Annotated in this window: 12 protein-coding genes; 4 read left to right on the forward strand and 8 right to left on the reverse strand. The window is 64.2% G+C overall.

The window, feature by feature from the left end:
- Window positions 1-153: 153 nt before the first annotated feature.
- The 3 genes from fliE to flgB are packed head-to-tail and all read right to left on the reverse strand — an operon-like array spanning window position 154 to window position 1,327.
- On the reverse strand, window positions 154-462 hold the full coding sequence (gene fliE, locus AC0L3S_RS25425; RefSeq protein WP_007612285.1) for a flagellar hook-basal body complex protein FliE: 309 nt from the start codon (window positions 460-462) through the stop codon (window positions 154-156).
- A 16-nt stretch (window positions 463-478) separates the two neighbouring features.
- Window positions 479-904, reverse strand: a complete 426-nt coding sequence (flgC, locus tag AC0L3S_RS25430; protein ID WP_106944403.1) for a flagellar basal body rod protein FlgC — start codon at window positions 902-904, stop codon at window positions 479-481.
- An 18-nt stretch (window positions 905-922) separates the two neighbouring features.
- Entirely contained in the window at window positions 923-1,327 is a 405-nt protein-coding gene (gene flgB / locus AC0L3S_RS25435) for a flagellar basal body rod protein FlgB (RefSeq protein WP_473259253.1), read from the reverse strand.
- A gap of 351 nt (window positions 1,328-1,678) precedes the next feature.
- On the opposite strand from flgB, the gene AC0L3S_RS25440 reads away from it, so the two are divergent.
- From AC0L3S_RS25440 to AC0L3S_RS25450, 3 genes are all read left to right on the forward strand, one after another.
- Complete coding sequence (locus AC0L3S_RS25440; protein ID WP_473259255.1) at window positions 1,679-2,650, forward strand: flagellar biosynthetic protein FliO; 972 nt, start codon at window positions 1,679-1,681, stop codon at window positions 2,648-2,650.
- A complete protein-coding gene (fliP, locus tag AC0L3S_RS25445; RefSeq protein WP_007612290.1) occupies window positions 2,647-3,408 on the forward strand; it encodes a flagellar type III secretion system pore protein FliP in 762 nt (253 codons plus the stop codon). Before AC0L3S_RS25440 ends, fliP begins: the two co-directional genes overlap by 4 nt.
- A 209-nt stretch (window positions 3,409-3,617) precedes the next feature.
- Window positions 3,618-4,823: a multidrug effflux MFS transporter gene (locus AC0L3S_RS25450; RefSeq protein ID WP_473282031.1), complete on the forward strand. Its 1,206-nt coding sequence runs from the start codon at window positions 3,618-3,620 to the stop codon at window positions 4,821-4,823.
- 267 nt (window positions 4,824-5,090) lie between these two features.
- On the opposite strand, the gene AC0L3S_RS25455 is transcribed toward AC0L3S_RS25450, so the two are convergent.
- From AC0L3S_RS25455 to fliL, 5 genes are all read right to left on the reverse strand, one after another.
- Complete coding sequence (locus AC0L3S_RS25455; RefSeq protein WP_473282033.1) at window positions 5,091-8,888, reverse strand: tetratricopeptide repeat protein; 3,798 nt, start codon at window positions 8,886-8,888, stop codon at window positions 5,091-5,093.
- A 63-nt stretch (window positions 8,889-8,951) separates the two neighbouring features.
- Entirely contained in the window at window positions 8,952-9,710 is a 759-nt protein-coding gene (locus tag AC0L3S_RS25460; protein WP_473259264.1) for a MotE family protein, read from the reverse strand.
- 9 nt (window positions 9,711-9,719) lie between these two features.
- Window positions 9,720-10,166, reverse strand: a complete 447-nt coding sequence (locus AC0L3S_RS25465) for a DUF6468 domain-containing protein (RefSeq protein WP_473282035.1) — start codon at window positions 10,164-10,166, stop codon at window positions 9,720-9,722.
- Window positions 10,163-11,365, reverse strand: a complete 1,203-nt coding sequence (gene fliM, locus AC0L3S_RS25470; RefSeq protein WP_007602134.1) for a flagellar motor switch protein FliM — start codon at window positions 11,363-11,365, stop codon at window positions 10,163-10,165. The genes AC0L3S_RS25465 and fliM overlap by 4 nt, the downstream gene beginning before the upstream one ends.
- A gap of 19 nt (window positions 11,366-11,384) precedes the next feature.
- Complete coding sequence (fliL, locus tag AC0L3S_RS25475; RefSeq protein ID WP_106944396.1) at window positions 11,385-11,885, reverse strand: flagellar basal body-associated protein FliL; 501 nt, start codon at window positions 11,883-11,885, stop codon at window positions 11,385-11,387.
- A gap of 380 nt (window positions 11,886-12,265) precedes the next feature.
- On the opposite strand from fliL, the gene flgF reads away from it, so the two are divergent.
- Window positions 12,266-13,027: a flagellar basal-body rod protein FlgF gene (gene flgF, locus AC0L3S_RS25480; protein ID WP_473282038.1), complete on the forward strand. Its 762-nt coding sequence runs from the start codon at window positions 12,266-12,268 to the stop codon at window positions 13,025-13,027.
- Window positions 13,028-13,039 lie beyond the last annotated feature (12 nt).

Raw genomic sequence — 13,039 nt, forward strand, 5'->3', positions numbered from 1 at the left:
ATTCCTCGCCTCCCATCGCTCTTGCGAGCGATGCGAAGGTCTATCCCCGTCATTGCGAGCGTAGCGAAGCAATGCAGACTGCCACCGCGGAAGGATTCTGGATTGCTTCGCTGCGCTCGCAATGACGGTTGGGGCGGGCGCGAGCGCCAAAAATCAGATCGGCATCTTCATGATGTCTTCATAGGCCGCGATCACGCGGTCGCGGACCGAGACCAGTGTGGACACGGCGACGTCGGTGTCTGCGACCGCCGTCACCACGTCCATCACGTTGGCCTTGCCCGCGGCCATCGCCACCGTCTGCGCATCGGATTTGCGGCCGGACTCCAGGACGCTGCCGACAGTGTCTTTCAGAAGAGAGGCGAAGGACTGCCCGCTCGGCTCGCTGCCCTTGCCGGCACCGCTGTTCTCCAGCACGCGAGCGAGGTTTGCATAGGCGTTGGCGGCAATTGTCGGTGTTGCCATGGTTCAAATGTCCTGTTCAGCTCTTGAGGATGTCGAGGGTGCGCTGGATCATCCGGCGCGTCGCGCTGATGATGTTGAGATTGGCCTCGTACGACCGCTGCGCGTCGCGCATGTCGGTCATCTCGACCACCGAGTTCACGTTGGGATATTTGACGTTGCCGGTCGCATCCGCCGCCGGATTGTTCGGCTCGTATTTGGTACGGAAATTGGACTGGTCGGGCTTGATCCTGCCGAGGGTGACGACCTGCGCGTCGAGTGTACGGTCGAGCGCAGAGGAGAAGGTCGGCACCTTGCGCCGGTAAGGATCGCCGCCGGCGGTCGGCGCCGTCGAATCCGCATTTGCGATGTTCTCCGAGATCACCCGCATGCGCCCGGCCTGCGCCCGCAGACCGGAGGTCGCGATCGCCATCGAGCGGGCAAAGTCACTGCTGTCATTCGCCATGATGCGCTTCCTCTAGCTCTAGCCTTTGCCGATCGCGGTCTTGAGCAGGTGCAGGCTCTTCGAATACAGCGAGGTCGCCGCCGCATAATCCATCTGGTTGCTGGCGGCCTTCATCATCTCCTCTTCGAGATTGACGGCGTTGCCCGCGGGGCGGGTCTCAAAACCCGCATTCCTGTTCTGGTCGAATCCGGAGGCCGCGCCTGACGGCGCCATGTGGGAACCGCTGGTGCGGGTGAGCTTCAAGGGCCCCATCGAACCCGTGACGGCGCCGGCTTTGTCCAGCTTCGGCTCGACCAGGTCGCGCGGCCGGAATTTGGGCGTGTCGGAATTGGAGACGTTCTCGGACAGGACGCGCTGGCGCTCCTGGTGCCACTGCATCTTGGTGCGAAGCGCCGAGAGCACCGGAAGATCGTTGATGGACATCGTTGCGGCTCCTTCCGCCTCGCAGGACCCATGGTCCGAAGCTAGGCAGAATTTGCCGCCTGTATGGTTAACAGCTGGTTAAGGAGATCGCAGGCAGTTGTTCCCCGCCGGGACACCGATGCGTGTACCCCGTGATTCTACGCCTCCAAAAGCGGCATTAACCCAACCGCTTGGCGGCGCATGCACAGGCCAAGAAGTCGTTTTGGATCGAGCGATTCATGGGTTATTAAGAGTTGGGGACGGCAAAACTTGCCGTGGGACGTTAAGAAATCGCAGTTTGGGGTAACGTAAGCCGGTGGTTGGCGCATCTGACCACTGGCCCGAGAAAAGCGCCATTTGTCGGGGACAAGTATGCAAGGCAGCCCTATCACCTTCATCGTCGCGTTCATCGTCGTTCTGGCGTTGATCGGCGTCGCTGCATGGCTGGTTCGCCGATTCGCCACCAGCCGGCTCGGCGCCAACACCCAGCGCGGCCGGATGCCCCGGCTCGCCGTGATCGATGCCGCCGCGGTCGACGGCCGCCGCCGTCTGGTGCTGGTCCGGCGTGACAATGTCGAGCATCTTCTGATGATCGGCGGCCCCACCGACATCGTCGTCGAACCCAACATCGTGCGCGCAGCGCCCGGCCGCGACCAGCTCCCGCAGCGCCCCAATGCGGCCGAGCCGCCGCGTCTCGCGCCGATGCATGATACCAGCAGCTGGGCCGACGAAGCACCGCGGCCCGAGCTGCTCGATCATCCCGAACCGCAAATGCCCGAGCCGCCACCGCGGCCCACGCGCCCTTCCTTTGCCGACGAAGTGCGCCGGCCGGCTCCCGCGCTGGCGGAACGCCGCAACGAGCCCCCACTCGCAGGCTTCGCGTCCGAGCCGATCGCGCCGCGCCCCGAGCGCGAGCTGCGTCCAGAACCTATTCCGCCGCGCGTTGCGCGCAACGAACCCCCTCTGATGCCGCGTCCGCCGCGCCAGAGCGAGCCGATGAAGGCGCCTCCAGTGCGCGCCGAGCGCCAAGCCGCGCCACCTCCGCCCATGCCGCAGGCTCCACCCGTTCCGCCGCCGGCGCCCGCTCCGGCGGCGCCATCGAGCGCCGAGCAGAATCTCGCCGAGATGGCCCAGCGGCTCGAAGCTGCGCTGCGCCGCCCCGCCGGCGAGACGCTTGCCCCTCCGGTCGCCCCGGAGCCCCCGGCCGCTCCTCCGCGTGTGGCCCGCAGCGAGCCGTCGGCACCACCGGCCCCTTCCGCAAAGCCGGCTCCGGAAAAGACCAGCTTTGAAAATCTCGAAGACGAGATGGCCTCGTTGCTCGGCCGTCCGAAGCCGTCTTCGTGAGGCTGCCGGCCCTCCCGCGTAGAGTTTTTTTTCTTTCTGTCCTGATCGGCGCGGCTTCGCTCGCGATGCCGGCGCATGCGCAGGACATCAGCATCAATCTCGGCGGCGGCGGCGCTGGCGGTGGCGGCGTCACCGAGCGCGCGATCCAGCTGATCGCGCTACTGACGGTGCTGTCGATCGCACCGTCGATCCTGATCATGATGACGTCGTTCACGCGCATCGTGGTCGTGCTGTCGCTGCTGCGCACCGCGATGGGCACCGCGACCGCCCCGCCGAACTCGGTGATCATCGCGCTGGCGATGTTCCTCACCTTCTTCGTGATGGGGCCCGTCCTGCAAAAATCCTACGACGAAGGCATCCGTCCGCTGGTCGCCAATCAGCTCGGCGTCGAGGACGCGCTTCAGCGCGCCTCCGTCCCCCTGCGCGGCTTCATGCAGAAGAACGTGCGCGAGAAGGACCTCAAGCTGTTCCTGGATCTGTCCGGCGAGCCGCCTCCCGCCACTCCCGACGAGCTCGGCTTACGCATCCTCGTCCCCGCCTTCATGATCTCGGAACTGAAGCGTGCCTTCGAGATCGGGTTTCTGCTGTTCCTCCCCTTCCTGATCATCGACCTCGTCGTCGCGTCCGTGCTGATGTCGATGGGCATGATGATGCTGCCGCCCGCGACAATCTCGCTGCCGTTCAAGCTGATCTTCTTCGTGCTGGTCGACGGCTGGTCGCTGGTGGCAGGGAGCCTGGTGCAGAGTTACGGGGGGTAGCCGGCCTGGGGAGCGGTCACCGCCGCCCCCATCCCCCCCATCCCCTCTGACCCAGGCTTGTAATCCGACACTTCAGCTTACCAGCGCAAGGCGGAAAGGCTACCACCGTGAGCGCGTTCGGCGGTTCGTGACATACCGGAATATGCTCAGGTTGCGCATTCAATGGGCCGTTGATATGATGGTTATCATTCATTGATCCGAAGCGGCTTATGACCAGCAACGTCGAAAACCGTCCGCTCGCTCGAGTCGTGCCGCTCGGTCTTCAGGTCGCCGTTCTTGCTGCGTTGTCTGCGAGTGGCACGTTGGCCACCAACATTCTGTTGCCTTCGCTACCGAGTATCGCCGTCGCTGTAGGCGTCTCCAGCGCTCAGGTAACGTCAGCTATCACCATATTCCTCGCCATGTTCGCGGTCGGACAACTTGTTGTCGGTCCGTTGTCGGATCGTTTCGGCCGGCGCGTACCCGTGATGATCGGGTTTGCTGTATTTTTCGCAGGTAGCATATGGTGCGCTTTAGCCAATGATTTGGCGGCACTATTGATCGGTCGCGTTGTGCAGGCCGGTGGCGCGTGTGCCACGTCTGTCCTTTCGCGAGCTATCGCAAGAGATCTTTTTCAGGGCGAAAAGCTAGCGCGCGTGCTCACCTTTGTTATGGTTGCGATGGCAGCGGCGCCCGGATTCTCGCCTCTGGTCGGTGGCGCGCTGGATCATTTTTTTGGCTGGCGTTCAGCATTTGTATTCGTCGGAATCTTCGCCGTCGTCGCCGCTTCGGCATTTCTTGCGGCTTTCGGAGAAACGCACCACGCGCCACGCGCCGCGTTCGATTCCTCGACGATCGCCAAGAACTACTGGTCGCTATCGACTGACCGCCGTTTCGTGGTTCCTGCCGCAACTGTTAGCCTCATCTTAGGTGCGCTGTTTGCAATGTTTTCGGCGTTGCCGCGTGCCTTGATAGAAGGCCTCGACTTCACACCCATGCAACTCGGCCTGTTCTTCGCAGGCACTGTCATGATCGTCTTTAGCGCTGGCATTATCGCTACAAAAATCGTTCCGCACCTTGGTCTCGACCGATCGATTTGCATCGGCCTCGCGCTGGCCTGTGTCGGTGGCGGCATGGTGTTGGTATTCGCGCTTTTCGACGGGCGCTTTTTGCCATTTCTTGTCGGCGCATGCGTATTCCTGCTAGGCATGGGCATGGTCAATCCGCTCTGCAGCGCGCAAGCTCTTTCGCCATTCGGCGATCGCGCCGGTGCTGCCTCGGCCCTTTTGGGTTTCTGGCAGATGTTGGCCGCGGCACTGGGGGTATCGCTTGCGGCAGTGATCGCAAGGAACCCCATGATCGGGCTTGGTCTCGTGCTAGTGCTTGCCTCGACCTTGGGCTCGGCAATTTATCAGGTGCGGGTAAAACTCAACTGAGCCCGTTAAGATCGCTTGCTGGCCCTTAGCTGCTTCCCTGTTTCTACGCCCTAAGGTGTTTCTCACAATGGGCCTGGAGCCCTCAGCCGATTAGCAAAGGCAAACGGGCCATGTCCGGTCTCGAAGACTGAACGGGCGGCCACCTCTGCGCGGATTGTTCGTGTTTATGAGTACGCGCCCCTGAGCGATAGTCTCGGGCCCCTGCCCATCACTGCCAGGAGCTTGCTCAGCGGGCATCTGTCGCGAGGCCCAGAAGGAGCAGCGATCCTACCGCGTCATCTTGATCTGCCGCACGACGGGAATCGTGGGCAGCGAGCCGGTGTGGTCGGACTCGTCCTTGGCCTGCGGAGAGGCCGGCGCACGTGCAGTGGCGTCGGGGAAGCGCTGCTTCATCTCGCGCAGGAAACCGTCGAGCGTGTCGACGCTGGCAGCCAGCTTGGCGATATCGGCAAACTCCGCGCTCGAGGCGCCGGTCGGTTTGCTCGCGATGTCGAAGGCGAGCCGATCGGCGCTCTCGCTCATCAGCGGCGCATATTTCTCGCGGAAGCGCGACACGCCGATCGAGTCGTCGGCGAGCGCATAACCGACGGCTGCGCGGATGATGTCGCTTTTCTCCACCGCGTTGAGCGGCTTGAAGTCGCGAAAGCGCTCGCCGTAATAGAGCTCGATCTGCTCGGCGGACTCACGCCAGCGCCGCGCCGCCCAGAAGATGTCGGATCGCAGGCGCAGCACCTCGCGCCCCGTAACGTTGGAGACGATGTCGAGCGCGAGATCGTGGCGGCCGACGTCGCTCTGCGCACGCGCCTCCAGCAGCAGGCGTTGCTGCCTGAGTTCGCCTGAGAGGTCGCTGATACGGCTCGCGCGCAACGCCGTGATCGCCATGTCGGGTCTGCGGTTGGCCAGATAGATCATGGAGAGGCGCGCGGCGACTTGCGCACGCGCCGCGCCTTCGAGGCGATGGTCGACCTGGTATTGCAGGAGCTCGGCGGCTTGGTCGAGCAGATCGATCGAGGCGAGACGGTCGGAGAGGCGTCGGATCAGTTCGTCGCCGCGGCGGCCGATCGGGGTCAGTTCGCGGAACTCGTAGAACATCCCGAGCGCTTCGATCGGCGGCAGCTCGTCGCCCTTGGGTCCCAGGAAGATCTGCGTGAACAGGTCGGAGGCGAGGTCCTGCGCCTGGCGCGAGGCGTCCGCGTTCGGCTGCAGCTTTGTCGCGGTGCGCGCCGCGGTGAGCGCGTCCCGGTAGCGCCCGTTCTCGGCAAACATTTGCGACAGCATCTGGAGCGTCTTGACCTCGATCGAGTCGCCGCGCCAAGTCATCGCGAGCGTTTCGAGCTCGCGCAACGCGTCTTCCTTGCCGATCTCGTCGCGCTTCTGTCGCAGCGCGACCTCGAGCTGCTTGGCCTCGGCCGCAGCCGGCCGGTCGGACGAGCCGACCGCGAATTTGTAGTCGTCGAGCGCATCCTTGTCGTGGCCGAGCGCCTCGGCGAGCCTGCCGCGCAGCACGGCGAAGCCGGGCGCGGCCTCGGGCGAGACGCCGACCACCTCGAGCTCGCTGCGGCGCTTGGAGGCGCCGGCATAGTCCTTCACCTCGAGCGAAGCGCGCATCGCTTCCATCGTCACGATGCGCTGGATGTCGAGCGGCAGCGACGCGATGGCGAATTCGACGTTCTTGAACTTCTCGCGCGCGTCCGCCCATTTGCCCTGGCGCGCATAGGCAAGCGCCTTCCAGAGCTGGGAATCGTGGCTGTTGCCGATCACGGGATTGGCGAGGTCCTTCAGGCCCTGCGCCGGCCGGCCGATCAGGATGCTCGCGATCGCATGCATGATCAGCGCACTGCTCTCCTCCTTGTTGAGGGGATCGGCCAGCATCAATTCGGTGACGGCCTTGGCCTCGTGATACATCGCGCGCGACATGTAGAATTGCGCGAGGTCGAGCCGCGGCAGCGAACGCATCGCCGGCTCGACGTTGGAGATCGCGGTGATCAGCTCGTTCTGGCGCGCTATGAAATTTTCCGACTGGCCCTTGCGCCAGCCTTCGGGGCTGAAGACGGGGCGCACTGCGGTCGGCGCACGCTCGGCCGAGATGTCGACCGGCGACAGCGTCAGCCCCCCCTTCTTGCCGAGGATGACCTTATCGGCCCCAACCTCGATGCCGACCTCGTCGGAATTCGGCCGGATCGCTATGCCATGTGCGGATTCCAGCAGCGCGAGATCAACGAGGTCCTGCCGCTTGATGAAGCCGCGCACCGGCCGCTGCGCGGTGATGACATAGAGCGTGTCGCCGGCATCGGGATCGGTGAGCTTGTGCAGGAGCCCCGGATTGGCGAAGGGGATCGCGATGTTGGCAAGCGCCGGGTCGGTGATGTTGCGCGAGATCATCAGCGGCAGCGGCGTCGCCTGGATCTTGTCGGCGAGGGTCAAGAGCCAGTTGGTCTGCTTGCCGACCTCCTCGCTCGACAGCGAATAGACAAGGGGCCGGGTGAGACGGATACGCACCGCCTGTCCCTTCTCGAGCGGGACGCGGCCGACTTCCCCGATCATCGCACCGCCCTTGGTGCGGATCGTCTCGACGTCGATCGGCTTCGCCGTATCGAACACCAGCCAGACGGTGTCGCCACGGCGGAACGCCGCCGCAGGCGTTGCGACCTGAAGCGGGAAGGTCACCCGCAGGCCGTCGCTGTCGCGGCGCACATCGACGCTGACAGCAGGCGGCTGCGGCGCCGCAGGCGCCTCTGCTGGAGCAGCCTTGACCGGCTCCTTGACCGGCTCTTTGGCAGCTTCCTTCACGACCTCTTGCGGCGCTTCGGCCATAGCCGGCTTGGCAGGCGCGACCGCAGTTTCTGCAACTGGCGCGACGGTCTTTGAAACTTCCTTGGGCGCTTCCTTGACCGCTTCCTTGGGCGCTTGCGCAACGTGCGCAGCTTCGGCCGCAGGAGCGGCCATCGATTTCGGCGCTTCAGAGGGCGGCATGGCGGCGGGCGCTTCCGCCTTCACCTCGGGCTTGACGTCGATCCTGGCTTCGCGCGCGATCATCTCGGACGTCGGCGGCGCGATCTCGCGCTGCGCATCCTTCGGCTTCTCGGCCGCGGGCTTTTCGGGGACAGGCGCCGGTCCATGCGCCGCGGGCTTGGCCTGCGCGATCGCAGCCTCGGCCGAATTGGCCATCTTGCCCTTGTCCGGCTGGAAGGAGATGTCGACGACGTAGTTCTTCTCGTCGCGGAACGAATGCACGTCGGAATCGCCGATCAGCGCGATCTCGACACTGGTCTGGTCGATGTCGGCCTTCTGCTTGATCGAGGCGACGTTCGGCGGCGCTGCGACGACCGCGTCCGCCAGATCGAAATTGAGGTTGGCGTTAAAGGCGAGCGTGAGCTTCTGCTCGTTGAGCACGGAGGACACGCCGACGCCGTCGGGCATCTCGAACACGAAGCGGACGAAGGTCGGCTGCACCGAGGCGCGCACGCGGATCTGCGGACGCTTCTTGCTCTCCGCCGCGGCGCGCTGGGCGCGCAGCGCGCGTTCGGCGACGCGCGCGCGCTCGGCGAGTTCCTTGACCACGTCCATCGGGAGGCTCGGCGGTGGTCCCTTCCAACCCTCCGGCAAGAGGTCGATGAAGGTTCGCTCGCCGGCATTCATGGTGTTGACGGTGACGCGCCGCGCCAGCGACAGGCGGATGGCGCCGCCGTCGGGATCGCGGCGGGCGGAGTTGACGTAGTCGGGCGCACCTTCCGGGACACGGTCGACCGGAACGTCGACCGCCCGGTCGAAGCGGATGACGAGAATGGAGCCGGCCGTCGTCACCTCGGAGGGGACGTCCTCCCCGAGCTTGATCACGAGACGGGCAAAGCCGCCGCCGGCCGAGAAAGTCGCCTCGCCCCGGATAGCATCGGCCGCCCGGGCAGGCGCCGTGAAGCCGATCAGCAGGCTGGCTGCCAGCAGCGGCGCCGCGCGGACATGACGCGACAGCCTCCGCGCCAGGGCGCGGGCTCGCGACACAAATCCAGCGGCAGCCTCTCGCGCCATTGGCGGCATTACTTCCGGTTCGACGGTCCACGCCGGCATTGCTGCCGGCCCCTGCCCCAGACTGTAGATTTTGGCAATTAAGGACTTCTTAAGTATGAGCCCTCAATTCGGCTTTTGCGTCGGCTTGCCGTCGATCTTGGGCAGCTCGCCGGCCGAGGCGGACTGATCGCCGCCGCCATTGGCCCGACGGGCCATCTCGACCGTCAGCCGCTCGGCGGCCTCCGGGGACATCAGTCCCATGATGTCCGACATTTTTCGCGGCGCGATCTGCGAGGCGATCTCGATCAGCACGCCCATCTCGAGCCGGTCAAAGACCCGCGCGGCGTCCTTCGGCTTCATGCCCTCATACATGGTCACGAGGCCCTTCATGCGCTGGGCTTCGGCCGCCTTCTGCTCGGCCTGCGTCGCGGAGATACGGGTTTCCACCGCCTTCATCTCTTCGACCTTGTTTTCAATGCGCTTCTCGGCGGATTTCAACAGGCTCTCGCGGATGTCGATCTCGCGCTGGCGGGCCTCGATCTCCTGGCGGCGCGACTGCAGGCGTTCCAGGATCGCGCGCTCCGAGGCGGAGATCTGCGGCTGGGCCTCCTCCTTGACCGCGGCGCCTTCGGACTTGGTGTCGGGTGCAGCCGGCTTCGGCGCCTCCTTCGGCGCGCCATGGGTCGAGCCGGTGATATCGGGATCTTCGCGGCTGGCCGGGAAGTTCAGATTCTCCTGTGCCCAGGACTTTTTGGTCTGGCTCGGCTTGTAGTCGAAGACATAGCCGCCGTTGAGCACGAGGCCCGCGACCTTCAGCGTGGCGAGGCCTGCGACGGCAACCAGCACGATCGGAATGACGCGGATGTTGCGAAAGGACTTCATACCCTGACTTTATGCGGCAAGGCCGTTGGATCGTCGGCGTTCGGAGAAGGCTTCGGCCGCAGCCGCCACCGCCTTCGCCGACGTGGGCTTGGCTGCGGGCGCGGCGACCATTTCCGGGTTCGTCACGGGGCGCGCGGCGATTGCGATCTTCGACAGGCGCCGCACCACATTGTCGGCTTCGCCGAGCTGCTTGTAGAGCTGCTCGGACATCTGGGTCGCCGACGCGAGCTGGCTGCCGAGGTTCTCGTTGACGTCGCGCACGGCGAGCTTCAGCCCGCCGATCGCGCGCTCGGCGATCTCGGTTGCGGTGATCAGTTCGCCGATGACCGCCTTCAGCGAATGCTCGTCCGCCTTCAGCCGCGTCAGTCGCTTGTTGAGCGTGACGCAGTAGACGATGGTCAGCATCAGCAGGATAGCCACCAGCGTCTCGATCGCCATTCCTAGGGAGTGGTTCATGGGGCCTCCATCATCTTGTTCTGCTCGTCGACCTTTTCGAACATCGCAAGTGTCGTACTTGGCTTGCGCAAGGGTTTCGTCACCCGTATCGCGACGCGATCGCCGACCCGGCCCATGCGTCCTTCGGTGATGGTGACGTCGCCGCAGCGAACGGTGACGTTGGCATCCGCGCGCATGTCCAGCGGCAGCGTGTCGCCGACCTTCAGCCGCATCAGCTGCTTGAGCGGAATGTCGGCTTCGTAGAGCACGGCGTCGACCGAGATCTCGGCCTGGACGATCTCGGTGGCGAAATGGCCTTCCCATATCTGGTCGCGGCCGAACTTTTCGCCCATGAACATCTGGAGCAGGACGCCCCGGATCGGCTCGATGGTCGCGTAAGGCAGCAAGAGCTCGATGTTGCCGCCGCGATCTTCCATGTCGATGCGCAGGCGCACCAGGATCGCGGCGTTGGCGGGACGGCTGATCGCGGCGAAACGCGGGTTGGTCTCGAGCCGGTCGATGGTGAAGGTCACCGGGGACAGCGGCCGGAACGCCTGTTCGGCATCGGTCATGACGACTTCGACCAACCGCTTGACCAACTCCGTCTCGATCGTGGTGTAGGGCCGGCCCTCGATGCGCAGCTGGCTCGAGCCGCGGCGGCCGCCGAGCAGCACGTCGATCATCGAGTAGATCAGGCTGGAATCGACCACGGCCATGCCGAAATTGTCCCACTCTTCGGCCTTGAAGACGGTGAGGACGGCGGGCAGCGGAATCGAGTTCATGTAGTCGCCGAAGCGCACCGAGGTGATGCGGTCGAGCGAGACTTCGACGTTGTCGGAGGTGAAATTGCGTAAGGAGGTCGTCAGCAACCGCACCAGGCGGTCGAAGACGATTTCGAGCATCGGCAGACGCTCGTAGGAGACCATCGCCGAATCGATGATGGCGCGAATGCCGGAATGATCGTCGAGCGTGACGTCGCCGACCGCGAAGCCGAGGAGGTTGTCGATCTCCTCCTGCGACAGCACCCGTTCGCCGGAATTCTTGCCGGCGCCGAGATCGCGGCTGCCATCCTCGACCATGGCCGCCCATTGCAGGGCCATGGTCTCGGACAGTTCGTTTTCGGCAGCAGCCTTCGCGGCCTCGGCGGGATCCTCGGAATCGAGCGAGGCCTCCCATTGGGCGGCAATTGCATCCTGGTCTGGTTGGTCGGTGCCTGCCATGATCCCTAGCCCGTCATGCTCACTGGATCACGACTTCCTTGAACAGCACCGCGCTCACCTGGACCGGTGCGACCGCCGCGTTGACGCGCTTGGTCAGCTCTTCCTTGAGGCGAAAGATGCCGGCGGAACCGTTGAGGTCGGAGGAGCGGAGCTCGCGCGCATAGGTCTGGAAGATGTCTGTGATGCGCGGCATCGTCGGCTTGATCGCCTCGACCTGCTTCTCTTCCTTCAGCTCCAGCACGATCTTGAGCTTCAGATATTGCACGCGCTCGCCCGGCGCGCCGGCGAGGTTGACCATGATGTCGGGAACCTCGACGAAAGACGGCGGCTTTGGCGGGGGCGCCGCCTCGGCGTGATGCTCGTCGTCGCCGTGACGGAAAAAGAAGAACCAGGTGGCGGCACCGCCGCCAAGAACGGCGAGCAGGCCCACCGCCATGATCATCAGCTTGAACTTGTTCTTGGGCGGAGCGGCTTCCGCGCCCTCAGCGGCTGCGCCGCCTTCCGCTTCATTCTCTGCCATGATCGCCGCGCTCGCTCATCTCTCAAAAGGGGTCGAAAGAGCGAAGCTCCTGGCAGACAGTGACGCGATACAAATGCCCCAGCGCAGTGCTCCTCTTATGCGCAAACGCTACGGTAATAATGGTTAACGGAACCTTTCGATTGGGCCTTCGCTAGGAAAAATCTGCCGGGCAAACATGGCTAACAGACCCTTTCTGCCGCCTCCCCGCGCCCTCGAAAAATAGACAAGATGTTGAAATTACAAATTTTTCCGGCTTGGCACGAGTTTCGCTGAGAAAGGACCGAGACCCAAGGTTTGGGAGAACATGAGGTCTCGTTCACGGGATCGGCCAATGCGCTTGGGAGAGCGAGCTGGCGGATCTCACTCAGGGGAGATTTCCGATGCAGAACGCGCTTCTGATCGGCTTGTCACGACAGATGACGTTGGAACGGCAGATGGATGTCATCGCCAACAACGTCGCCAACGCCAACACCAACGGCTTCAAGGCCGATCATTCGCTGTTCGAGGAGTACCTCAACTCCAACGCGCGTGAGGACAATTTCGTCGCCTCCGACCGCCGGGTCTCCTATGTGCAGGACCGCGGCACCTTCCGCGACGTCGGCCAGGGGCCGATGGAGCCGACCAAGAATCCGCTCGACATGGCGATCAGCGGCAACGCCTATTTCGCGGTTCAGGCCAATGGCGCCGAGCGCTACACCCGCGACGGCAAATTCTCGCTCAACAGCACCGGCCAGCTCGTCACCTCCGACGGCAACCTCGTGCTGGGCACCAGCGGCCCGATCACCTTCCAGCCGACCGACCACGACATCAACGTCGCGCCAGACGGCACCGTCACGGTACTCGAGGGCACGGCCAAGAACGACTCGATCCGCGGCAAGATCCGCATGGCCTCGTTCGACGATCCGGCCAAGCTGACCAAGCTCGGCGCCAACCTTTACGACATCGGCTCCGCCGTCCCGCAGGCCGACACCAAGTCGACTGTGCAGCAGGGCTATGTCGAGAAGTCGAACGTGAACTCGGTCGGTGAGATGAGCCGCATGGTCGAAGTCATGCGCAGCTACACCGCCATCGCCAACCTGCTCCAGCAGCAGAGTGACATGCACAAATCGGCGATCGAGAAGCTCGCCGACGTTCCGGCCTGATTGAGGGAGAAC

Source organism: Bradyrhizobium sp. Ken01 (genome assembly GCF_055807355.1).

Excerpts from the sequence above, each read along its gene's own strand:
- AC0L3S_RS25450 (WP_473282031.1), top strand. The coding sequence starts at position 3,618 with ATGACCAGCAACGTCGAAAACCGTCCGCTCGCTCGAGTCGTGCCGCTC.
- AC0L3S_RS25440 (WP_473259255.1), top strand. The coding sequence starts at position 1,679 with ATGCAAGGCAGCCCTATCACCTTCATCGTCGCGTTCATCGTCGTTCTG.
- flgF (WP_473282038.1), top strand. The coding sequence starts at position 12,266 with ATGCAGAACGCGCTTCTGATCGGCTTGTCACGACAGATGACGTTGGAA.
- AC0L3S_RS25455 (WP_473282033.1), bottom strand. The coding sequence starts at position 8,888 with ATGCCGGCGTGGACCGTCGAACCGGAAGTAATGCCGCCAATGGCGCGA.
- AC0L3S_RS25465 (WP_473282035.1), bottom strand. The coding sequence starts at position 10,166 with ATGAACCACTCCCTAGGAATGGCGATCGAGACGCTGGTGGCTATCCTG.
- AC0L3S_RS25460 (WP_473259264.1), bottom strand. The coding sequence starts at position 9,710 with ATGAAGTCCTTTCGCAACATCCGCGTCATTCCGATCGTGCTGGTTGCC.
- fliM (WP_007602134.1), bottom strand. The coding sequence starts at position 11,365 with ATGGCAGGCACCGACCAACCAGACCAGGATGCAATTGCCGCCCAATGG.
- fliL (WP_106944396.1), bottom strand. The coding sequence starts at position 11,885 with ATGGCAGAGAATGAAGCGGAAGGCGGCGCAGCCGCTGAGGGCGCGGAA.
- fliE (WP_007612285.1), bottom strand. The coding sequence starts at position 462 with ATGGCAACACCGACAATTGCCGCCAACGCCTATGCAAACCTCGCTCGC.
- flgB (WP_473259253.1), bottom strand. The coding sequence starts at position 1,327 with ATGTCCATCAACGATCTTCCGGTGCTCTCGGCGCTTCGCACCAAGATG.
- flgC (WP_106944403.1), bottom strand. The coding sequence starts at position 904 with ATGGCGAATGACAGCAGTGACTTTGCCCGCTCGATGGCGATCGCGACC.